The 20,855-nt window shown below is 71.0% G+C and carries 17 protein-coding genes and 1 pseudogene; 7 read left to right on the forward strand and 11 right to left on the reverse strand.

Annotated features, from left to right (window positions below; all coding sequences use genetic code 11):
* Positions 1 to 40 precede the first annotated feature (40 nt).
* Positions 41 to 697: a response regulator gene (locus AMK27_RS11700; RefSeq protein ID WP_073905279.1), complete on the reverse strand. Its 657-nt coding sequence runs from the start codon at positions 695 to 697 to the stop codon at positions 41 to 43.
* Complete coding sequence (locus tag AMK27_RS11705; protein WP_073905281.1) at positions 694 to 1,839, reverse strand: sensor histidine kinase; 1,146 nt, start codon at positions 1,837 to 1,839, stop codon at positions 694 to 696. The genes AMK27_RS11700 and AMK27_RS11705 overlap by 4 nt, the downstream gene beginning before the upstream one ends.
* Before the next feature lie 162 nt (positions 1,840 to 2,001).
* On the opposite strand from AMK27_RS11705, the gene AMK27_RS11710 reads away from it, so the two are divergent.
* Positions 2,002 to 2,490 carry a DUF6326 family protein gene (locus AMK27_RS11710; RefSeq protein WP_073905283.1) on the forward strand — a complete coding sequence of 163 codons (489 nt, stop codon included), beginning with the start codon at positions 2,002 to 2,004 and terminating at the stop codon, positions 2,488 to 2,490.
* A gap of 228 nt (positions 2,491 to 2,718) precedes the next feature.
* Here the strand turns inward: AMK27_RS11710 and AMK27_RS11715 are convergent, their stop codons facing one another.
* The 3 genes from AMK27_RS11715 to AMK27_RS11725 form a co-directional block, all read right to left on the reverse strand.
* Positions 2,719 to 4,437 carry a thiamine pyrophosphate-dependent enzyme gene (locus AMK27_RS11715; RefSeq protein ID WP_073905285.1) on the reverse strand — a complete coding sequence of 573 codons (1,719 nt, stop codon included), beginning with the start codon at positions 4,435 to 4,437 and terminating at the stop codon, positions 2,719 to 2,721.
* 355 nt (positions 4,438 to 4,792) lie between these two features.
* Positions 4,793 to 5,797, reverse strand: coding sequence for a glutathione S-transferase family protein (locus tag AMK27_RS11720; protein WP_073905287.1), 1,005 nt, complete (start codon positions 5,795 to 5,797; stop codon positions 4,793 to 4,795).
* A 205-nt stretch (positions 5,798 to 6,002) separates the two neighbouring features.
* The gene (locus tag AMK27_RS11725; protein WP_073905289.1) at positions 6,003 to 6,551 is read right to left on the reverse strand and encodes a SixA phosphatase family protein; all 549 of its coding nucleotides are present in this window, start codon (positions 6,549 to 6,551) and stop codon (positions 6,003 to 6,005) included.
* Positions 6,552 to 7,164: 613 nt separating this feature from the next.
* Between AMK27_RS11725 and AMK27_RS11730 the strand changes: the two genes are divergently transcribed.
* The 3 genes from AMK27_RS11730 (at position 7,165) to AMK27_RS11740 (ending at position 10,761) form a co-directional block, all read left to right on the forward strand.
* The gene (locus AMK27_RS11730) at positions 7,165 to 7,617 is read left to right on the forward strand and encodes an SRPBCC family protein (RefSeq protein ID WP_073905291.1); all 453 of its coding nucleotides are present in this window, start codon (positions 7,165 to 7,167) and stop codon (positions 7,615 to 7,617) included.
* A complete protein-coding gene (locus tag AMK27_RS11735; RefSeq protein ID WP_073905293.1) occupies positions 7,610 to 9,199 on the forward strand; it encodes a phytoene desaturase family protein in 1,590 nt (529 codons plus the stop codon). The genes AMK27_RS11730 and AMK27_RS11735 overlap by 8 nt, the downstream gene beginning before the upstream one ends.
* A 95-nt stretch (positions 9,200 to 9,294) precedes the next feature.
* A complete protein-coding gene (locus tag AMK27_RS11740; protein ID WP_073905295.1) occupies positions 9,295 to 10,761 on the forward strand; it encodes an aminotransferase class I/II-fold pyridoxal phosphate-dependent enzyme in 1,467 nt (488 codons plus the stop codon).
* A gap of 53 nt (positions 10,762 to 10,814) precedes the next feature.
* Here AMK27_RS11740 and AMK27_RS11745 read toward each other — a convergent pair whose 3' ends face one another.
* The 3 genes and pseudogenes from AMK27_RS11745 to AMK27_RS44325 all read right to left on the reverse strand — a co-directional run bounded on the left by AMK27_RS11745 (position 10,815) and on the right by AMK27_RS44325 (position 12,871).
* On the reverse strand, positions 10,815 to 11,966 hold the full coding sequence (locus AMK27_RS11745; protein WP_073906060.1) for a PP2C family protein-serine/threonine phosphatase: 1,152 nt from the start codon (positions 11,964 to 11,966) through the stop codon (positions 10,815 to 10,817).
* A 93-nt stretch (positions 11,967 to 12,059) separates the two neighbouring features.
* Positions 12,060 to 12,419, reverse strand: a pseudogene (locus tag AMK27_RS43590) (STAS domain-containing protein); the annotation flags it as partial.
* Positions 12,416 to 12,871: a winged helix-turn-helix domain-containing protein gene (locus AMK27_RS44325; protein WP_073905297.1), complete on the reverse strand. Its 456-nt coding sequence runs from the start codon at positions 12,869 to 12,871 to the stop codon at positions 12,416 to 12,418. The gene AMK27_RS44325 and the pseudogene AMK27_RS43590, both read right to left, overlap by 4 nt.
* A gap of 172 nt (positions 12,872 to 13,043) precedes the next feature.
* On the opposite strand from AMK27_RS44325, the gene uvrA reads away from it, so the two are divergent.
* Both uvrA and AMK27_RS11765 read left to right on the forward strand, forming a co-directional pair.
* Positions 13,044 to 15,512, forward strand: coding sequence for an excinuclease ABC subunit UvrA (gene uvrA / locus AMK27_RS11760; RefSeq protein ID WP_073905299.1), 2,469 nt, complete (start codon positions 13,044 to 13,046; stop codon positions 15,510 to 15,512).
* Positions 15,513 to 15,658: 146 nt separating this feature from the next.
* Positions 15,659 to 18,079, forward strand: a complete 2,421-nt coding sequence (locus AMK27_RS11765) for a SpoIIE family protein phosphatase (protein ID WP_073906062.1) — start codon at positions 15,659 to 15,661, stop codon at positions 18,077 to 18,079.
* Between the two features lie 96 nt (positions 18,080 to 18,175).
* On the opposite strand, the gene AMK27_RS11770 is transcribed toward AMK27_RS11765, so the two are convergent.
* The 3 genes from AMK27_RS11770 to AMK27_RS11785 all read right to left on the reverse strand — a co-directional run bounded on the left by AMK27_RS11770 (position 18,176) and on the right by AMK27_RS11785 (position 20,106).
* Positions 18,176 to 18,544 (reverse strand): PRC-barrel domain-containing protein, encoded by a 369-nt coding sequence (locus tag AMK27_RS11770; RefSeq protein WP_073905301.1) that lies wholly within the window; start codon positions 18,542 to 18,544, stop codon positions 18,176 to 18,178.
* 489 nt (positions 18,545 to 19,033) lie between these two features.
* Positions 19,034 to 19,561 carry a hypothetical protein gene (locus AMK27_RS11780; RefSeq protein ID WP_073905305.1) on the reverse strand — a complete coding sequence of 176 codons (528 nt, stop codon included), beginning with the start codon at positions 19,559 to 19,561 and terminating at the stop codon, positions 19,034 to 19,036.
* 107 nt (positions 19,562 to 19,668) lie between these two features.
* Positions 19,669 to 20,106: a hypothetical protein gene (locus AMK27_RS11785; RefSeq protein WP_241847431.1), complete on the reverse strand. Its 438-nt coding sequence runs from the start codon at positions 20,104 to 20,106 to the stop codon at positions 19,669 to 19,671.
* A 222-nt stretch (positions 20,107 to 20,328) separates the two neighbouring features.
* Here AMK27_RS11785 and AMK27_RS11790 point away from each other — a divergent pair, with 222 nt between their 5' ends.
* A complete protein-coding gene (locus AMK27_RS11790; RefSeq protein ID WP_073905307.1) occupies positions 20,329 to 20,853 on the forward strand; it encodes a hypothetical protein in 525 nt (174 codons plus the stop codon).
* Positions 20,854 to 20,855 lie beyond the last annotated feature (2 nt).

A 20,855-nucleotide genomic window follows, 5' to 3' on the forward strand; every position in this document is an offset into this window, starting at 1 on the left:
CCGGCCGGAACCGTCGTCGCGCACGCATGTCGGGTTCGGTTCAGTCCCCCACCCGGCCGGTGTCGTACGCCCACATCGCGATCTCGACCCTGTTCCGGGCGCCGATCTTGGTCAGCAGACTGGCGACGTGGGTCTTGGCGGTCGTCAAGCCGATGAACAGTTCGGCGGCGATCTCGGCGTTCGTGCGGCCACGGGCGACCAGTGTGAGTACCTCCTCCTCGCGTGCGGTGAGCGGCTCGACCGGTTGGGTCTTTCGGCTCGACGGTTCCCTGGCGGCGAGGGTGGCCAGCAGCCGTCGGGTGATGTTCGGTGCGATCAGGGCATCGCCGACGGCGGCGGCGTGAACGGCCTGGACGAGCAGCTCCGGCCCGGCGTCCTTGAGCAGAAAGCCGCGGGCGCCGGCCCTGAGCGCGCCCTGGATGTACTCGTCGAGGTCGAATGTCGTGATCACCACGACCGCGATGGGGTCCGGGACGCCCCGCCCTGCGAGGTGCCTGGTCACCTCGATGCCGTCGAGCCCGGGCATCTGGATGTCGACCAGGCACACGTCGGGCCGGAGCCGAAGCGCCATCTCGACGGCGGCGTTGCCGTCGGCGGCCTGGCCGACGACCTCGATGTCAGGCCGTGCGTCAAGGATCATCGACAGGCCGGTGCGTACCAGATCCTGGTCGTCGGCCACCAGCACGCGCACCGTCATCGGCGTACCTCCGTCGGGAGTTCGGCGTCGACCGTCCACCCGCCCTCGGGCGCCGGCCCGGCACGCAGCGTGCCGCCGAGCAGCTGCACGCGCTCGGTCATCCCCACCAGCCCGAAGCCGTGGTTCACCGACCGCTTCGGGTCGACCTGTCCGTCGTCGGTCACGCGTAGTCGCAGCCTTCCCGCGCCTTCGACGACCTGGATCTCCACACGCGAGGCATTGCGGGCGTGCCGCAGGGCGTTGGTCAGCGCCTCCTGTGCCAGCCGGTAGACCGCCGCGTCGACCTGGGGCGGGAGTCCGAGTCCGGCCAGGTCGTCAGGCAACTCCACGTCGACGACCGGGACAGGGGCGCGTCGGGCGAGTGACCCCAGGTCGGCGACGCCGGGCTGGGGGGCGTATTCCGCCGGCGCCCCGTCGCGCAGCACCCGGACCATCGCCCGCATCTCCGCGAGCGTCCGCGACGCCTCCCCTTCGATGACGGCCAGCGCCTCGAGCGCCGCTTCAGGTCGCTGCCCGGCGGTCGCCCGGCCCGCCTGCGCCTGCACGGCGATCGCCGAGACGTGGTGGGCGACCATGTCGTGCAGCTCGCGCGCCAGCGCCACCCGCTCCTCGCTGCGGCTCTGGTCCAAGGCCCGGCGCCAGCTCTCGGCGCGGTAGCGGAACGCCGCTCCGCCTGCCGCCGCCGCCAGGATGGCGAACCCGCCGACGAGGTCGGCCGGCCCGGTGTAGTCGGCGACCGTGCCGATTCCCGCAGCGACCGCCACCACCGCCAGGCCGATCACGATCTCGCGCCCCGAGCCCCAGCGGACCAGTGCGTAGACGAGCACCAGGATGTAGATCATCGTGTCGAGGCCCACGCTCGGGGCCCCGCCCAGCAGGCTCGCCAGTCCCAACGCCATCACGGTGCCGAAGGCCACCACGACGCAGGCCAGCGGATGGGTGCGTCGCCACAGCACCACCGGCGCGAGTCCGACGGCCACGATCGTCGCGAACGGCCGCCAGGCGACATCGTTCCGGAGGACCCCCTCGAGCAGCGCCGCCACGATCAACACCCCGACCAGCACCCAGTCGCGCGACACCCGTCCGGGAGCGTCCGTGGCGCGGGGCTCGGCCCACAGCGAGCTCAGGGCGTTGGTGGTCACACAGCCAGTCTAGGGACCGCCGAGGCGCCGGGGACCGACCGAAAGAACGAGACGCCGCTCCTTCCGACGGCCGGGGCGGGTCCGGCCTCGACGCCGATGTGCCCGCCCGCCGGGCGCAGCGATCGTGGATCCATCGACCCCACCACGACAACGGAGCCCACGATGGGAACACGTCGACCCACCGCCAGACTGGAAGACCCGCGCATCCCGGTGCGAGCCAAGCTCGCCGCAGCGTGGACGAGCTTCATGTTCCTCTACGCCTACGTGGACATTCTCGCCTTCTTCAAGCCCGGCGTGATCGAAGACATCGAGAGCGGCGTCGTCTGGGAGTTCGACATCAGCCAGTCGCTGTTGACCATCTTCCTCGCGCTCATGGCGATCCCGATCCTCATGGTCGTGCTGTCGATGACGCTGCCCGCCCGGGCGAACCGCGTCACGAACCTCGTCGTGGCCTCGGTACAGGTCCCCTTCGCGGCGTTCAACGCGGTGGGCGAGTCCTGGACGTACTTCTACGGCCTCGGCGTCGCACTGGAAGTGATCGTTCTCGCCCTCATCCTGCGGTACGCCTGGACCTGGCCCCGCACCACACCGTCGGCGCCCACGGAGACCAGGTCGGACCGAGAACCCGTCCGCGCCCGGCAGCAAGGGTGAACCCTAGAGCAGCCCTCGTCGTGTTCGGAGCAGGCTGCCTCGGCGCCGCGATCGGCGGCGGGGCGCCGACGTGACGGGCGGCGCTCGCCCTCGCGGCCGCATGGGAAGCGGGTCGACAACAGGGCCTGCCGGGGAAGCCGGTCGACAACAGGGCCGCTGCCTGGGCTGAGGGTCAGCTCCAGGCAGCGGCCCAGCGTGACATGTCCCACCGGACGCTCACTCCCCGACCTACGGCAGGTTCTCCTTGATCTTGGCGATGGCGAAGCCCCAGCCCTGCGACACCGTCGGTTTGCCCGGCACCGCCACCTCGTCGGGATTCGTCACGACGTCCAGGAGCACCGGGCCGGGAAGGGCCAGCGCCCGGCGCACGGCCTCGTCCAGCTCGCCGGGCTCGGTGACGCGGATGCCGGTCAGCCCGAGGGCCTCGGCGACCGCGGCGAAGTCGGGGTTGTCGAGCACGGTACCGAATGCGGGCAGCCCGGCCTGCTCCTGCTCCAGCTTGACCATGCCGAGACTGCGGTTGTCGAACACGACGAGCTTGACCGGCAGTTGCTCCGAGCGGATGGTCATCAGGTCGCCCAGCAGCATGCCGAGGCCGCCGTCGCCGCAGAAGGCGACCACCTGGCGGTCGGGAGCCCAGAGCTGGGCTCCGATGGCCTGGGGCATCGCGTTGGCCATGGACCCCAGGTTGTAGGAGCCGATCAGCCGGCGGGTGCCACGCATCCGTACGAGCCGCGACAGCCACACCGTGGTCATGCCGGTGTCGGAGGTGAAGATCGCGTCGTCCGCCGCGTGCCGGTCGACCGCGGCCGCCAGGGCCTCGGGGCGGATCTGCTCCACACGGTTGTCGAACATCGCCCGCACGCGTCCGAGCAGGCGCGTGTCGTGGGCGGGGTCGGCCAGGTCCTCCTGGCCCTTCTGCCAGCGTCCGAACCGTTCGCGTGCCTCGTCGAGGTGGTCCCGCGACGGGACCGGGGTGAGCAGGGGCAGCAGAGCCCGCAGGGTCGCGGCCACGTCGCCGGTGAGACCGACCTCCACCGGGACGCGGCGGCCGAGGTGCTCCTCGCGCACGTCGATCTGCACGACACGGCAGTCCTTCGGGTACCAGTCCCGATAGGGGAAGTCGGTGCCCAGCATGATCAGCGTGTCGCAGGTGTCCATGGCGTGGGCGGCGCCCGGGTTTCCGATCAGGCCAGTCTGGCCGACCTCGTACGGATTGTCATCCTCGAAGCCCTCCTTGCCCTTCAGGGTCAGCACCATGGGGGCCGCGAGGAGTTCGGCGGTGCGCAGTACCTCCGCGCGGGCGGCCTGCGCGCCGCGCCCCACGAGGAGCGTGACCCGGGAGCCGGCGGCGATCGCCTCCGCCGCCTCGGCGAGCGCCGGGTCGTCGGGACGGGTCACGGCGGGGCGGGGGAGCGCGAACCGCGCGGGCCGGTCCTCGTCGACCTTCTGGTCGCCGAGGTCCCCGGGCACGGTCAGCACGGCCACGCCCCGCCGGGTCACCGCCGCCCGTACCGCCGACTCCAGGAGCCGCGGCATCTGGCTGGGGGAGGTGACGGTGGCCCGGTACACGGCCACGTCCCGGAAGAGGAGGTCGTTGTCCACCTCCTGGAAGTAGTCGCCGCCCAGCTCCGACAGCGGCACCTGGCCGCAGATCGCCAGAACCGGAGCACCGCTCTTGGCCGCGTCGTACAGCCCGTTGAGCAGATGCACCGAGCCCGGGCCCACAGTGCCCATGCAGACCGCGAGGTCGCCGGAGAGCTGGGCCCGGGCGCCGGCGGCGAAGGCCGCGGCCTCCTCGTGGCGGAAGCCGATCCAGTCGATTCCCTCGGTGGTCCGGATGGCATCGGTGACGGGATTGAGGGCGTCGCCGACCACGCCGTGGACGTGGCCGACGCCGAGGTCAGTGAGGCCGTCGACGATCACCTGCGCGACGGTACGAGTCATGGGGTCCCCCTTCGGGAAGGACGTCGGACAGTTGGAAGGTCGGACAGTTGGAAGGTCGGAAGGTTCACGAGAGCGTGAACCGGTCAGGATGAGCCGCGTTCCGTCGTCTGCCCACGCGGCCGGCATCGATGCGGCGGAGAGGAGCTGCCCAGGCGACCTGGTCGAGTGCGGCCTTCTCGGCGAACTGGCGCGGGTCGAAGCCGCCGCGCCGTGCCCCCTCGTTCAGGGCGCGTATGGCCCGGTGGAACAGGGCACCGCAGCCAAGCACGGAGGGGCGGGCAGCTCAGGGAACGGCAGGGGCGCCGCGCTGTCGACCAGCCGACTTCGTCGGCAGCTCTGCGCCGTCGCTTCGACTTCAGGCATCGACAGTCGTCGAGTCCGGCGATGGCACGCGCTCCGATGGCGGCGGGGGAGCGGGCGGCGTGCCGTCGCCGAACGGATGTCCGCCGAGCTCCTCCCGCCCGTGCGGCGACAGCCAGCCGCGGGGGTCCGGGCCGAGGGGGACGATTCCGGTCGGATTGATGTCGTGATGGACGACGTAGTAGTGCGCCTTGATCTGCGCGAAGTCGATCGTGTCACCGAAACCGGGCGTCTGGAAGAGGTCCCGTGCGTAGGCCCACAGCGCCGGGAGCTCGGTCAGCTTCTGCCGGTTGCACTTGAAGTGGCCGTGGTAGACGGCGTCGAAGCGTACGAGGGTCGGGAAGAGGCGGACGTCGGCCTCGGTGAGGGTGTCACCGACGAGGTAGCGCCGGTTTCCGAGCCGTCGTTCCAGCCAGTCCAGTCGTTCCCACAGCCTTCGGAAGGCCTCGTCGTACGCCTTCTGGCTGTCGGCGAACCCGCACTGGTAGACGCCGTCGTTGACATCGCGGTACACCTTGTCGGCCACGTCGTCGATCTCGTCGCGCCACCTCTCCGGGTAGAGGTCCGGCGCACCCTCGCGTTGGTGGTCCGCCCACTCGCTGCCCAGGTCGAGCGTGATCCGCTCGAAGTCGTTGGTGACCACCCGGCCGGTGGGGATGTCGACGATCGCGGGCACGGTGATACCGCTCGGATAGCCCGGTTCGCGCAGCAGGAACGCCTCCTGGAGCCTTTCGATGCCGAGGACGGGGTCCCGGCCTTCGGGGTCGAGGTGGAAGGTCCAACTGCGCTCGTCGTGCAAGGGGCCGGCGATTCCCATCGAGAGCACGTCCTCCAGGCCCATCAGGCGCCGCACGATCGCGCTCCGGTTGGCCCACGGGCAGGCGCGGGCGATGATCAGCCGGTAGCGCCCGGGTTCCACGGGGTAGCCGTCCTGCCCGTCAGCCGTGATCCGGGTCCTGATGTACGTACGGTCGCGCTCGTACGAGCCGTCACCGGTCATTGTCCGGACCGCCTTCCTCGTGTGCCCGCGGCCCGCGAATCGTCTACTGGAAGACCGTGTGTCGAGCCGTGCGGGATGTCCGATCGGCCATGCAGAGGCGCGGCTACCCGCCCAGGCCCGTACTACGCCCGCCGGGTGTGTGAGAGGGCCGGTCGAATCTCCTTCAGGCCGAAGCCGATCCCGTGTCCGCCACGTACAGGAGCGCTCAGTCGGCCGGCGACCAGAAGGCCGCAAGAGTCCCGTTGCCCGGAGACACTCCCTTCCAGCCGCCCGGCACGTCCACCACGACCACACCCGCAGTCGGGAATCTCGCCCTGACGCGCTCCAGCAGGTCCCGGGATCCGCTCCCGCACAAGGCGGCGGCCAGCTGGTGGATGCCCGCGTTGTGGCCTACCAGCGCCACGCAGGAGAGGCCGGGTGCTCGCTCCGCCAGCACGGTGACCAGCATGCTCGGGGGCGCGTTGTACAGCCGCTCGTCGTACACGACGGGCGGAGGCTCCTTCAGCGCAGGGGCCGCGAGCTTCCAGGTCTGCCGTGCCCTGCGGGCCGGGGAGCACAACACCAGGTCGCACGTGGAACCGTACTCCGCGAGCCACCGGCCGGTCCGGGGCGCGTCGGCCTCTCCGCGTCTGCTCAGCGGACGGTCGAAGTCCTCGACCGGCTGCCTCTTCGGCACAGCCTTCGCGTGCCGCACGAGCAGCAACCGGCACGCGGAGGATGCCGGCGTCGGCCGGGTTCCGGGATTCGGGGTCATGGCTGTCTCCTTCCGAGGGGGCCGTCGGCCGGGGATCCGGCCGCGAACGGATGGCCGCACCGTCCTTCCACGTCCCACGTCCCACACGCCGACACCGTCGGCGACCGCGCGGCGGGCCCCTCCCCTGCTTTGACCAGCGGGCGGGGTGCCGTCGTCAGCGCACCTGCCCTTCACGAGTTCCTTCAAGCAGGCAACGCCGGGCTGACGGGGAATCCTCGTCGGCCCCGCCCCCTGGCGTCGGTGTCGTAGCCGATGCGGTTGACGTGGGGGATAGCCACTGCGATCCCCTGTCGGGCGAGTACGTCCCCGGCGCGGCCGACGACATGCCCCGTGTACGGCGGGCCGCCGTGGCCCTCGGACCCCGGGACCGGCCGTGCGCCACGCCGCGAACGAGGGCACGCGCGCGTGGACATGGATTGCCCTGGACGCCTGCGTGAGATGCGGTGCTTTCGGGGCAGCCGCACCATCACCGGGGCGCGATGCGGCGAGAGGTCCGTCGTGCCCGGGGAGCGCGAGGGCCCGGGCCCTCGTTCAGGCACCGGCCCCACGTCCGGGCCCCAGCAGAGCAGGTTCGCCATGTTCAGGCAGTTGTTCCCGTAGGGAGAGGATCCTCATGGCCGTCCGCCATCGGCTTGTCCACCGCCCCCCGAGCGACGTGTGGGCCGTACTCGCCGACCCGAGCCGCTACGGCGAGTGGGTGGTGGGTCCGTCCGATTCCACGCCACTCGACTCTTCCTGGCCGGAGGTCGGGTCCCGGCTCGGCTACACCGTCCGGCTGGGCCCCTGGTCCGGAGAGGGGACCACCACGGTCCGGCATGTCGATCCCGGCCGTGAGCTGGAACTGGAGGCGGCGTTCGGGGCTCTCGGTACGGCAAGGATCTTTCTGCAGCTCAAGCCGTGGGGCGAGGAGACCCTGGTCGTCTGCGACGAGCACCCGCTGCGCGGCCTGGGCGGAACCTTGCACAACCCCGTCAGTGACGCAGCCCTCCAGCTCCGGCACCGCGGCATGCTGGCTCGCCTGGCCAGGACCGTGGAGCAGGATCACCACAGGAGCGGTCATGCCTGACGCGGTCGTCATCGGCGCGGGGCCGAACGGGCTGGTGGCCGCGAATCTCCTGCTCGACGCCGGATGGACGGTGGCCGTCCTGGAGGCCCAGAACGAGCCCGGCGGTGCGGTGCGCAGCGACCGCGGGGTGCACCCGGACTACGTCTCCGACGTCTTCAGCGCCTTCTATCCGCTCGCCGCCGCTTCGCCGGTCCTCGCGCGTCTCGATCTGGCCGCCGAGGGACTGCGCTGGAGCCATGCTCCGCGCGTGCTGGCGCACCCTCTCCTGGACGGCCGGTGCGCGGTGCTCGAACGCAGGGTCCAGGACACCGCGGCCGGGCTGGCGCAGTTCGCCGGAGCCGACGCCGAGGCCTGGGACAGCATGTACGGAACATGGGAAAGGATCGGGCCGGACCTCGTGGAGGCCCTGTTCACGCCCTTCCCTCCGGTCCGCGCCGGGCTCCGCCTGGCCAGGGAACTCCGTGCCGCGGGCGGGCTCCGCCTCGCGCGCAAACTGACGCTGCCCGTGCGACGCCTGGGGGAGGAGGAGTTCGCGGGGGAGGGCGGGCGGCTCCTGCTGACCGGGAACGCGCTGCACGCCGACCTGACACCCGAGGCAGCGGGCAGCGGCGGTTTCGGCTGGCTGATGTCGATGCTGGGCCAGAGCCAAGGGTTTCCCGTCCCCGTCGGCGGAGCCGGCGCGCTGACCGCCGCGCTGGTGCGCCGCCTGCGGCGTCGTGGGGGAGTCCTGCGCTGCGGGGAGCGCGTCGCGTCGGTCGTGGTGCGTGCGGGCACGGCGGTCGGGATCAGGACGGCCCGCGGTGAGACGGTCGACGCACAACGGGCCGTACTGGCCGACACCTCGGCCCCGGCGCTGTATCGCGAGCTCGTCGGTGAGGAGCACCTTCCGCCCCGTCTCGTGCGTGACCTGGAACGCTTTCACTGGGACTTCGCGACCTTCAAGGTCGACTGGGCGCTCACCGGCCCCGTGCCGTGGACGGCTCGGGGAGCGACCGGCGCGGGGACGGTCCATGTGGCCGACGGTGTGGACGGACTGACCCGGTTCGCGGCGCAGCTCGCCATGGGGCACGTGCCCGACGCGCCGTTCGCGCTCATGGGCCAGATGACGACCGCGGACTCCAGCCGCTCGCCCTCCGGTACGGAGTCGGCGTGGGCCTACACCCACGTACCGCAGCGCATCATCTCCGACGCGGGGCCCGACGGCATCACGGGCCAGTGGTCGGCGGGCGAGCAGGAGGCGATGGCCGACCGCGTCGAGAAGCAGGTGGAACGTTTCGCCCCCGGCTTCCGGGCGCTGATCGGCGCCCGCCGGATCCTGTCGCCCCCCACCCTCCAGGCCTTGGACGAGAACCTCCACAACGGCGCCGTCAACAACGGGACCACCGCCTTGCATCAACAGGCGATCTTCCGGCCCACGCCCGGGACAGGACGCCCCGAGACTCCCGTCGAAGGCCTCTACCTGGCCTCCGCGGCGGCGCACCCCGGAGGCGGCGTGCACGGAGCACCAGGGGCGAACGCGGCCCGCGCCGCGCTGCGTCGGCACGGACTGCATCGGCTGTTCCACCGGGCCCAGGAAGTCTGAAGCCAAGCCTTCCCCCCTCGTGGCGCGGCTCCCGACACGACAGCCGTGGACTGACAGCAAGGTGTTTTCGCCCCTTTTGGGGGAACCCGCTGTCCATGGACCATTCGAAGGCACCCGTGCTCGACGCGCTGGCCGCGTACCACGCAACGAACCAGACGCCCTTCACACCGCCCGGCCACAAGCAGGGGCGCGGCGCGGATCCGCGCGTGCGGGCCGTCCTCGGCGAGAGCGTGTTCCGGTCCGATGTCCTCGCCATCAGCGGCCTGGACGACCGTACGTCGTCCCAGGGCGTGATCGCGGAAGCCCAGGAGCTGATGGCGGACGCCGTCGGCGCGGAGCACACGTTCTTCTCGACCTGCGGCAGCTCACTCTCGGTCAAGGCCGCCATGCTGTCGGCGGCCGGGCCCCACGAGAAGCTGCTCGTGGGACGAGACGCCCACAAGTCGGTGGTCTCCGGACTCGTCCTCGCCGGCATCGTGCCGGTCTGGGTCGATCCTCAGTGGGACGCGGAGCGGCATCTCGCCCATCCGCCGTCCGCCGAGTCCTTCCGCGCCGCATTCGCCGACCATCCCGACGCGCGGGGAGCCCTGGTCACCACTCCGACGCCCTATGGCACCTGCTCAGACCTTCCCGCCATCGCCGAAGCGTGCCACGAGCACGGTGTGCCCCTCATCGTCGACGAAGCCTGGGGCGCTCATCTGCCGTTCCATCCAGAGCTGCCGACCTGGGCGATGGACGCCGGCGCGGACGTCTGTGTCACCTCCGTGCACAAGATGGGCTCAGGACTCGAACAGAGCTCGGTGTTCCATCTGCAGGGTGACCTGATCGCACCGGAGACCCTGAAGAGCCGCGAGGACCTGCTGGGGACCACCAGCCCCTCCGTCCTCGTCTACGCGGCCCTCGACGGCTGGCGCCGCCAGATGGTGCAGCACGGGCACGCCCTCTACGACGACGCGCTCGCCCTTGCGACGTCCGCACGGGCCCGGATCGCCGACATCGACGGGCTCCACGTCCACGGGCGCGACGACTTCTGCGGGCCCGGCCGCGCGGCCGACCTGGACCCCCTCCAGGTCATCATCGACGTCACCGCGCTCGGCACCAGCGGCTATCGGATCGCCGACTGGATCCGATCCCACCACCACGTCAACCTGCACCTGTCCGACCACCGACGCACCAGCGCCCAGCTCACCCACGCGGACGACACCGCCACTGCCGACGCGCTGATCGCCGCCCTCGGTGACCTCGTCGATCACGTCGACGAGCTGCGCCCGGCACCCCGGCCGCATGTTCCCGACCCCGCTGAGTTGCGGCTGGAGCAGGCCGTACTGCCGCGAGACGCCTTCTTCGGGCGCGTCGAGCAGGTCCCGTGGGACAAGGCCGCCGGCCGCGTCAGCGCCGAGATGCTCACCCCCTATCCCCCCGGCATCCCTGCCGCGCTGCCCGGCGAAAGGCTCCATGCCGGCGTACTGCGCTACCTGCGCGGAGGCGTCGACGCCGGCATGGTCGTACCGGACGCGGCGGACACCACGGTCCAGACGGTTCGGGTGACCGTCGAGGAGTAGTACAACGGTCAGGTACGCGCCGGAGCGTCGGCACCGGCGCCGTCTTCCCGGGCTCACGCGGGCCCGTGCCAGTCCAGACAGAGGACGGTGGCGTCGTCTCTCGGCGGGCGGCCGCCGTACACGTCGGTGACCGCGCCGACCAGGGTGCGTACGACTTCACGCGGGTGCTCGGCTTCGGTCTTGCGCAGGAGGGCGGGCAGGTCCACCGCTTCGGCTTCGCGTTCCCGCATGCCGTCGGTGTGGAGCAGCAGGCGGTCACCAGGGCGCAGGTCGAGGTCATGGACCTGGTAGGCGCCCTGGGCGGGGACCCCGAAAGGCATGTCGATGGTCAGGGGCATCTCGGTGACCGTGCCGTCGCGCAGGAGGTAGGGCCAGGGGTGGCCGGCGTTGACGATGCGGGAGCTGGTTCCGTCCAGGGCGATGCGCAGAAGCTGGCCGGTGGCGAAGGTGTGGCGGCCGTGGTCGAGGAGGGCCTGGTGGGTCTGGCGGGCCTGTTCGGCGAGGTCGCTGCCGGCGCGGCGGGCGCCGCGGGAGGCGTTGACCAGAAGGGTGGCCATGAGCGCGGCGTCGACGTCGTGGCCCATGGCGTCCGTGATCGACAGGTGCAGGGTGTGGGTGTCGAGGCTGTAGTCGTAGGTGTCGCCCGCGATCTCGGAGGCCTGGACCAGGGCGCAGGCCAAGGTGAACTCGGGGGCTTCGCAGCACGCGGCGGAAGGCAGGAGCTGGCGCTGGATCTCAGCGGAGAGGCTGACGTGGGGGGTGGTGCGGTTGCCCCAGTGGTAGAGGTCGGTGAACCGGCGGTCGGTGACGATGATGTACGCGAGCGCGTGGGCGGCCTCTTGGACCTGCGTGGACACCTCTGGTGTGACCTGGGCGAGGAACAGTTCCAGGACGCCGATGACGTCGCCGCGGTTGGTGACCGGGGCGAGCACCCGTTTCCCGGCCGTACCGTCTGCGGCCACTATCAGCTCTTGGTAGCGCAGCACGTCGTCGTAGACGCTGCTGCCGGCGAGGGGGACCTGCTCGGCGGGCTGCTGCGGCGGCTCGGCCGCTGTGTCGTGGACCCGCAGGAGGCGCCGGCCGACGGTGTCGAGGAACAGGAACGACACGTATCTGGCGTCGAACCGGTCGCGCAGATTGCGCGCCACCACGTCGAGAGAGCGCACCGGCGCGGCACCCTCGGCCGCCGCCAGGACTTCGCCCAGGCCTGTCCGGTCACTCGCCGCGGTGGCCTCCCGGTCTGCGGGCTCTCGGCCCTGCCGGACGCGCGGGGGCGGCCAGGCGCGGACGGTCAGTACATGCTCCACCCCGCTCAGACGCAGCAGCCGGGCGACCGGTCGGCTGAGGGCGCTGAGCACAAGTGACTTCCCGGATTCCAGGGCCAGCCGGTTCAGGTCCAGCAGGGTGTGCAGGCCGGTCGTGTCGCAGAAGGTGACGGCGGAGAGGTCGACGTCGAGGCCGTCGCGGCTGCATTCCAGAGCCGCGACGAGCTCCCTCCGCAGTCCTCCGCTGTCTTCCGCGTCGATCGCACCACGCACGCGGGCCAGCCCACGCAGGGGCCCCGGCTCGAACACGACCCCGTCGGCAGAAGGGCGCATGGCGCTGCTGGTGCGCGCCGCCGGAGGGAGCGGCGCCCGGTCGTCCGAAGGAGAGGTCATGGCCGGCTCCCTGTGGACCCCGGTACTCGGGAAGAGCGGCCGGCAGGGGGCGAAGGCACGGCAGGCCCCGGTCCCGCGTCGGTGCGTCGGTCCACCGGACGGGGCGGCCGGCGGTGGTCACCGCCGGGGGAGGACGGGGCGGCCGCCGCGGACGTCGGGGCGAGGTGGGCCAGCAGGTGCAGGAGGTCCGCGATCTCGTGGTCTCCCTCGGCCGGGTGGCGGAAGTGGGTTCCGGGCGTGACCCTGTAGTGGTTGCGGCGACCATGCCGTACCCGGGTGAGGTACCCCGCGTGCTCCAGATCGCCGACGATGGCCCCGGCCGCCCGCTCGGTGAGCCCACAGCACTGGGCCAGGTCACGCAGCCGGACCTGCGGATCGCGCAGGACCATGGCGAGGATCCGGGCGTGGTTCGTGACGAACGTCCAGCGGGTCCGAGGCCTCACCGACTCCATGCCTGAATTATACGATTTGCGATTCCGGATTCGCGAAACCTGAACATCGAACGATGCGGACCGGTGACGCCCCCGGTCGGCACTCGGCGAAGCAGCCTCGATTTTTTCAGGAGCGGGCCCGGGTGGCGGCGGCTGTCGCGCGGTTCGCGGCGCGATCAGGTAGTCAGGAACGGTGAACGAGGACGCGACCGACCCTTTCGTGCGTGTCAGGGGCGCCGGCGAGAACAACCTGCGGAACGTCGACGTCGACGTTCCGCGGAACGCGCTGGTCGCCTTCACCGGCGTCTCCGGTTCGGGCAAGTCCTCGCTCGCGTTCGGCACGCTCTACGCGGAGGCCCAGCGGCGTTACTTCGAGTCCGTCGCACCGTACGCCCGAAGGCTGTTGCAACAGGTCGGCGCACCCCACGTGCAGGAGATCACCGGGCTGCCGCCGGCCGTGGCCCTGCAGCAGCGACGTGGATCGCCCAGCTCGCGTTCGACGGTCGGAACCCTCACCACGCTGTCGAATCTGCTGCGCATGCTGTACTCCCGAGCCGGCACCTATCCGCCCCGGGCCGCACGGCTGGAAGCCGAGTCGTTCTCCCCCAACACCACGGCCGGCGCCTGCCCCGAGTGCCACGGGCTGGGGGCCGTGCACGACGTCGCCGAAGACCTGCTCGTCCCGGATCCCTCCCTGAGCATCCGGGAGGGGGCCATCGCCGCCTGGCCGGGCGCCTGGCAGGGCGCCAACCTGCGCAGTGTCGTGAACGGCCTGGGAATCGACATCGACCGACCGTGGCGAAGGCTCAGGAAGAGGGACCGGGACTGGCTGCTGTACACCGACGAGCAGCCCTCCGTGTACGTGGAGCCGGAGGAGGGCCGCGTCGACTACGGATACCAGGGGAAGTTCTGGAGCGCCCGCAAGCACGTCATGCACGTCCTCGCCGACTCCATGAGCGAGAAGACGCGCGAACGGGCGCTCCGGTTCGTCAAGAGCGTGCCCTGCCCCGCGTGTGACGGCAGCGGACTGAGGCCCGAGGCGCTCGCCGTGACCTTCGCCGGACATTCCATCGCCGAGATCAACGCCATGCCGCTCACCGAGGTCGCGGCGCTGCTGCGGCCCGTCGCGGGGCGGGCCGAGGCCGACGCCACCACGTCGACCGCCCGATCCGGTGAGACGACCGAGGTCGCGGTCCGGATCTGCGGCGACCTCGTCGCGCGCATCGAGGTGCTGCTCGACCTGGGCCTTGGGTATCTCAGCCTCGGACGCCGCTCGACGACCCTGTCGCCGGGCGAGGCGCAGCGCCTGAGGATCGCCACCCAGCTGCGCTCCGGGCTGTTCGGCGTGGTCTACGTCCTCGACGAACCCTCCGCAGGACTGCACCACGCCGACGCGGAACCACTGCTGGAGGTGCTGGACCGCCTCAAGGCGGCGGGAAACTCGCTCTTCGTCGTCGAGCACGACATGGACGTGGTGAGGCGGGCGGACTGGGTGGTCGACATCGGCCCCGGTGCGGGCGAGGGCGGCGGACACGTGCTGTACAGCGGCCCGGTCGCCGGTCTGGAGCGGGTCGGGGAGTCGGCCACGGGCCGGTACCTGTTCGGGCGCGTCCAGCCGCTCGGTCGCCGCCCGCGCGCACCGCACGGCTGGCTGCACCTGCGCGGCGTCTCCCGGCACAATCTCCACGACGTGTCCGTCGACGTACCGCTCTGTGTACTGACGGCGGTGACGGGCGTCTCCGGTTCCGGGAAGTCGACGTTGGTGACGCAGGTGCTCGCCGAGGTCGTCCGCCGCCACCTCGGACTCGTACCCGAGGAGCCCGCCGAAGCGCAGCTGGAGGTCGACGTCCAGGACGCGTCGGGGGTCGAGTCGTTCGACCGGCTGGTCCGGGTCGACCAACGGCCCATCGGCCGGACGCCCCGGTCCAACCTCGCCACGTACACGGGGATGTTCGACGCGGTGCGCAAGCTGTACGCGGCGACTGACGAAGCCACGGCGCGCGGCTACTCGGCCGGGCGGTTCTCCTTCAACGTGCCCGAGGGGCGGTGCGAGACCTGCCAGGGCGAAGGATTCGTCGCGGTGGAACTGCTCTTCCTGCCCGGCACATACGCGCCCTGCCCGACCTGCGGAGGCGCCCGGTACAACGCGGAGACGCTGGAAGTCACCTACCGCGGAAAGAACATCGCGGAAGTGCTGTCGCTGTCCGTCGACGACGCCGCCGAGTTCCTGTCCGCCGTCCCCGCGGCCTCCCGGAGCCTGGAGACGTTGCGCGAGGTGGGACTGGGGTACCTCCGGCTCGGCCAGCCCGCGACGGAACTCAGCGGAGGCGAGGCGCAACGCATCAAACTGGCCACCGAACTGCAACGAGCCCGCCGCGGGCACGCCCTGTACCTGCTCGACGAGCCGACGGCGGGGCTCCACCCCTCGGACATCGCGCTCCTGCTGCGACAGCTGCACCGCCTCGTCGACGCAGGCAACACCGTCGTCCTCGTCGAACACGACCTGGACACGATCGCCACCGCCGACTGGGTCATCGACCTCGGCCCGGGCGGCGGCGACGCCGGCGGGCGGGTGGTCGCGGCCGGCCCGCCGGCCAAAGTGGCGAAGTCCCGGCGCAGCGCCACCGCGCCCTACCTCGCGGCCCGGCTGGCGCGCTCCTGACGACTGCGCCTGCGCGACAAGGGCTGAGGAGCCCGTCAGCCGACGGGCCGCACGAGCGCGGGGTTGCCACCGCCACCAGGCGATCTTCGTCGCGGCAGAGAGGCAGCAGGGGCGCAGGGCGCCGTTGACGTGGCATGCTCACACGTATGGAAGGCGAAGGCGCGGCCTCCGGCGCGAGCGGGGTGACCCCCGAGGTGCTGGCGCTGTCCAAGGTCGTGTCCAGGCTGCGCGCCGAGGTCGTGGACCTGGAGAGCGGGGCCTCGAGGCTGGCCGTCCTCGAACGTGCCAAAGGCGTGGTCATGGCGAGAGCGGGCGTGTCCGCGGAGGCCGCCTACCAGCTGCTGCTCGAGCGGGCGGAGGAGAGCCGCAGGAGCCTTCTCGAGGAATGCTGGATCACCCTGGGGAGGCTGGGAACAGGAAACGGTGCCGCGCCTGTGGGATCCGCGGGGTCCGACGCGCTACTGCCACGAGAGCCGGCCCAGTCCGCGTTCAGTGCCCGTCGGTACGTCGTCGGCGACGATCGATCGGCGGCGCAACGTGCCCTGCTGGCGCGACTGGCCCAGAGCCTGGCGGAGGCCCGTACCGGGGACGATGTCGCGCGACTCCTCAGGTCGGCGTTGAAGGACGCCGAATACGTGGACGCCGTGATGATCTACGCCGCCGCGGCGGGAAGCCTGCGCCTCATCGGCAGCGCCGGTGTCGACGGCGAGCTGGCCGAGCAATGGAGCCACGTGCCTCCGCTGAGCGGCATCGCCGCCCACGAGGTCATCGGCGCCCAGGAGGCGGTGTGGCTCGAAGACCTCGCGGAGGACATCGCGGGGCATCGGCTCATCGGGGACCCACCCGACCGCTGGCCCTCGCGTGCCTGGCTTCCCGTGCCCGCCTCGGCGCCGATGACGACGGTCATCGGATTCCTGCGCAGTGTGGCGGGGCCGTTCGACGCACGAACCAGGACTCTGCTGCGGAGAGCGGTCCGCTTGTGCGGTGGGCCCCTCAGCGGAGACGGCGCGCCACGCGAGGTCAAGGGGTCGGACGAGGGCGTGACCACCGTTCAGGCAGTCTTCGATGCCTTGTCGGGGCCCGCGGTCCTCCTCACACCGCTGAGGTCGGACAGCGGCGAGGTGGAGGACTACAGGATCGACGCGGCTTCTCCCGAGGCCGTCGACGTGGTCGGGCGACGCGGCACCGAGCTCGTGGGCCGGCGGATCCTGGAGACGTACCCCACCGTTGCCGGAACCGCCGTGTGGGAGGGCTATCTGAGCACGTTGGTGACGGGTACCGCCTTCGTCAGCGAACCGTTCGCCTACGAAGAGGTGAACGCCGGCGTCCCCCGGCAGTCCGTGTACTCGGTTCGCTCCTCACGATTCGAGGGACGGCTCGTGGTGTCCTGGATTCGTCACGACGCCAGTGAGCGCGAGGCGCGCCTCCTGTCGAAGGTGCAGCGTCTGGGCAACCTCGGCTGGGCGAGCTGGAACCTGATCACGGACGTCATCACCTGGTCCGACCAGGTCTACATCATCTTCGGTCGCGACCCCGCCCTCGGCCCCATGCGGCTGGAAGAGCTGCCCGAGCACCTGGCGGCCGAGGACCTGCCCGCCCTCGGCGCCGGCGTCCAGCGGCTCCTCGGTGACGGCGCACCCATCGACCAGACCTTTCGCATCACCACCGCGTACGGTCTCCGGCACCTGCGGATCGTCGCCGAGGCCGAGCGTGACGCGGACGGTGCCCCCGTCGAGGTGCACGGCGTCTTCCAGGACCTCAGTGTGCTGAAGGACGCCGAACTGGCACTGCGCGACAGCGAACGCCACAACCTTCTCCAGCGAGGCATGCTCAAGGCCGAACGAGCTCTCGGCGCCCGTCTCCAGGAGGCACTGCTCCCTGTCTCCGCGCAGTCCCTGGATCTCGCCGGCTTGTGCGTCGATGTCGCCTATCTACCGGCCGATCGCGGCCTCAACGTCGGCGGTGACTGGTACTCCGCCATCGAACTTCCCGACGAGTGCGCCCTGTTCGTGGTGGGTGATGTTGCCGGGCACGGAATGCCGGCCGTCGGCACCATGGCCCAGCTCCGCTTCACCGCCAAGGGGATGGCCGTCACCGGCTCTCCTCCGCCCGACGTCCTCAGCAGGCTCAACGCCCTGCTTCTCCACCCGGCGTCGAACGAGCAGGGCGCCACTGCCACCATGATCATGGGGCGCTATCGGCCATCGGACCAGTGCCTGACGTGGGCTCGGGCGGGGCATCTGCCGCCCCTCCTGATCCGGGGCGGAAGCGCGGAGTTCCTGGTCCAACCCGACGGCTGTCTCCTCGGCGCCACGCACGACGCGCGGTACGGCCAGTCGACGGTCGTCCTCCAGCCGGGGGACCACCTTCTGCTGTACACGGACGGCCTCGTGGAGGAACCGGCCGAGGACATCGAGACCGGTCTCCACCGCCTCGCCGACAAGGCGGCCCGGCTGGTGGAGCAAGGCGGACACCACTCCCTCGCCCGCCGTCTCGCCGACCTGGGGCAGGACAGGCGGGATGACATCTGCGTTCTCGACCTCCACCTGCCCGACGACCGGTCGTGAGCACGGGGAGCCCGGCCGGCACTGAAGCGACCCGGCTTGCAGGCCGGGCCCGACACCCCAGGGTGTCGGGCCCGGCCTCGTCGTACAGGAAGTCGATCAGGCGGGGCGGCCGCCGAAGGGGGCGCCGGTACCGTAGTAGATGCCCAGGTCCTCCCGGTAGCCGGCGTCGCCGAGGTGCTTGTCCCGGTGGAACTCGGGGGCGTTCTTGATCTGCTCCTTGGTGAGGTCGGCGAAGACCTTCCCGGCCTCCGGATCGACCCTCACGATGGTGCTTGCCGGCAACAGGACCTCCTTGCCGAAGATCCACACGCCGGTGTCGACCACCAGATAGGAGTCATCGACCTCGTCGGAGTGCTTGTCGACCTTGCCGATGCTGCCGTCGGTCGCCTCGACCTTGTATCCGGTCAGATCGGTACCGGCCAGGTGGCCCGACGTCGACTTGTAATTCCACATGTGTTCAGTCACGCGAAAACAACTCCTCGGCCAGTGGAAGACAGCGGGAGCAACTCCTCGCCGAATTCCCTTGTGTATAACGTCGTGCTGAGCGGATGCGCTGAATTCCGCCCTGGGTGTCCGCGTGCCCGCATTTCACCGCCGTACACGGCAGCGTCATCGCGGCTGCGCTTCCGCCTGACGAAGCGCCCTTCTCGCCCGCCCCTCGCCTACCCGCTGGAGCGGGTGGGGGCCGGCGCGTGGTGCGGAGACGTCCTCTCGAAGTGACGACACCGCTGACAACGCCGTCTGGGTGCGCGCTGGACCGGCTGCGGCGGCCCCGAACGTACGGCCGACCCCGCCCGTCACGCGGTGCCGGAGCGCAGAAGCCGCAGGACGGCGCGTTCGACGCGGCCGTGGGTCGCGGGTTCGCCGAAGGTGCCGTTCTCGCCCAGTCTGCCGAGGGCGGCAGCGATGGTCTCACCCTCCTCGTACAGCTCGATGATGCGGGGATGGACGCCGTCAGGAGCTTCGGCGTCCGCTGGGTGAACTCCGGGGAGCCGGGGTTCCCGGAGTGCCCGGCACATGTCCGGCCCGCGCGGAGAGACGCTCGCGAGAGGCCAGCGCGATTCCCCCGAGCAACGCGGTACCGGCAGCCGACGCGGCGGCCGTGACCCGAACGCTCTGCGGCACGTCCTCGACGTCCTGACGCTCACCGTCGCCCATGACGCACACCGTGCGCAGGCTGCGGAAGTCGACCTCGTAGTCCACCGCCCCCTGCAGCTTGGCGCGACACGGGTGGTTGTAAGGGAACGGCGCCGAGTCCGCGCCGCCGTCCTGCGCCACGGCCACGGTCGACATCAGCACCAGAGCCCCCATCGCGTACGACGCCACGGCTGTGGCACCGCTCGCCAGAGCGCAGCCGGCGAGCGCGCGCCACCACCCGGGCCACCGCCTGCTCTTCGTGAAGGCGATCCTGGCGGACTGGGCCAGGAGAAAGACGACGGATGCGAGGGCGGCCACAAGTACCACCGGTAAGAAGAAGATCATGGTGCTGCCCTTCCTCGTGCTCAGCCGAGTACGGCCTCTCGGCCGTCGTCGAGCTGAACGTGACGCCAAGCCGGGACGTGCGACACGCACTTCGTCCCGAAGGTTTGTCAGCCTGCCGTGAGCACGTCGGAGATGCTCGTAGCGGGGCGGCCCAGCATGGCTGTCAGCGTTCGCCGCTGGCGCTCTGTCAGCGGGGTGGTGAAGACTACTGCGGCGGCGTCGGTCTCCTCGCACCGCAGAGCGACCTCGCGGACCTTCCCGTAGGTCAGCAGGGTTCTGGACGAGTAGGGCAGCCCCATCTTCCGGGCCCCGCCGTCCGAGACGCCGCGGCGTTGCACGATCTGCGCCACGACCTGAGCGCCGTGCGCCGCCAACGTCGTGGCCGCCGATGCCATCACTGTCTCGAAGTCCTTCTGTTTGGCCGAGAAGTACCCGACCAGGACCACGTCCGCACCCACGGTAGGGATGCGGAACGTCCGGCCCCGGGCCGGCGCCGGGAACCTGCGGTCAGCCAGGCGTCGATCGTCCCGTCGAGGCTTGTACATGGGCCGCAGGGTAGGGCGAAGACTGCCGGCAGCGACACCGGGATTCCCTCCGACCGGGTTCGGCGCGCGCCTGGTCGAACCTCCGCTGGGAACGCACAGGGAGTGGCGGTGCACGCTCCGTGGTGAACCCGCGTCCTGTCGGTGCCTCTCCACCCTGGTTCCACCCAGGGTTCCACCCCTGGGTGCAGGTGCCGCGAGCTGCGGCGCAGCAGTCTGGAGGGCATGACAGCAACCGAGTGGATCACCGACGCGGCACTCATCCTGGTCGTCTTCCGACAGCTGCGGGAGGGCCGTCTGGACCGTAAGACGTTCCTGCTCCCGCTGGCCATCGTGGCCTTCGTGGCGTACTCCTACCTGGACACCATCCCCACCGGAGGCAACGACCTCGTCCTCATCGCCGCACTGATGGCGATCGGTGCCGTCCTCGGCGTCGCCGGCGGTGTCTACACCCGCATCCGGGCCCTCGACGGACAGCTCCTGATCAAGGCCGGTGCCGTGTCGGCGATCCTGTGGGTCGTGGGCATGGGGGCCAGGATGGGCTTCCAGGTGTGGGTCGAGCACGCCGGCGGGGCCGACGACGTCGCCCGCTTCAGCCTCACGCACCACATCACCGGGCAGCAGGCATGGGTGGCGGCCTTCGTCCTGATGGCACTCACCGAGGTGGTGACCCGCGTGGCCACCATCTACGTGCGCAGCAGGACGCACAAGGCGCTCCACCCCGTGGCCGTGCTCGATCGAGCGGCCTGAAC

Source organism: Streptomyces sp. CB02009 (assembly GCF_001905825.1).
Lineage (GTDB): Bacteria > Actinomycetota > Actinomycetes > Streptomycetales > Streptomycetaceae > Streptomyces.

Coding starts and splice junctions, on each gene's coding strand:
- AMK27_RS11735 (WP_073905293.1), top strand. CDS start 7,610: ATGCCTGACGCGGTCGTCATCGGCGCGGGGCCGAACGGGCTGGTGGCC.
- AMK27_RS11710 (WP_073905283.1), top strand. CDS start 2,002: ATGGGAACACGTCGACCCACCGCCAGACTGGAAGACCCGCGCATCCCG.
- AMK27_RS11700 (WP_073905279.1), bottom strand. CDS start 697: ATGACGGTGCGCGTGCTGGTGGCCGACGACCAGGATCTGGTACGCACC.
- AMK27_RS11785 (WP_241847431.1), bottom strand. CDS start 20,106: ATGTACAAGCCTCGACGGGACGATCGACGCCTGGCTGACCGCAGGTTC.
- AMK27_RS11740 (WP_073905295.1), top strand. CDS start 9,295: ATGGACCATTCGAAGGCACCCGTGCTCGACGCGCTGGCCGCGTACCAC.
- AMK27_RS11765 (WP_073906062.1), top strand. CDS start 15,659: ATGGAAGGCGAAGGCGCGGCCTCCGGCGCGAGCGGGGTGACCCCCGAG.
- AMK27_RS11730 (WP_073905291.1), top strand. CDS start 7,165: ATGGCCGTCCGCCATCGGCTTGTCCACCGCCCCCCGAGCGACGTGTGG.
- AMK27_RS44325 (WP_073905297.1), bottom strand. CDS start 12,871: ATGGAGTCGGTGAGGCCTCGGACCCGCTGGACGTTCGTCACGAACCAC.
- AMK27_RS11720 (WP_073905287.1), bottom strand. CDS start 5,797: ATGACCGGTGACGGCTCGTACGAGCGCGACCGTACGTACATCAGGACC.
- AMK27_RS11780 (WP_073905305.1), bottom strand. CDS start 19,561: ATGATCTTCTTCTTACCGGTGGTACTTGTGGCCGCCCTCGCATCCGTC.
- AMK27_RS11725 (WP_073905289.1), bottom strand. CDS start 6,551: ATGACCCCGAATCCCGGAACCCGGCCGACGCCGGCATCCTCCGCGTGC.
- AMK27_RS11715 (WP_073905285.1), bottom strand. CDS start 4,437: ATGACTCGTACCGTCGCGCAGGTGATCGTCGACGGCCTCACTGACCTC.
- AMK27_RS11790 (WP_073905307.1), top strand. CDS start 20,329: ATGACAGCAACCGAGTGGATCACCGACGCGGCACTCATCCTGGTCGTC.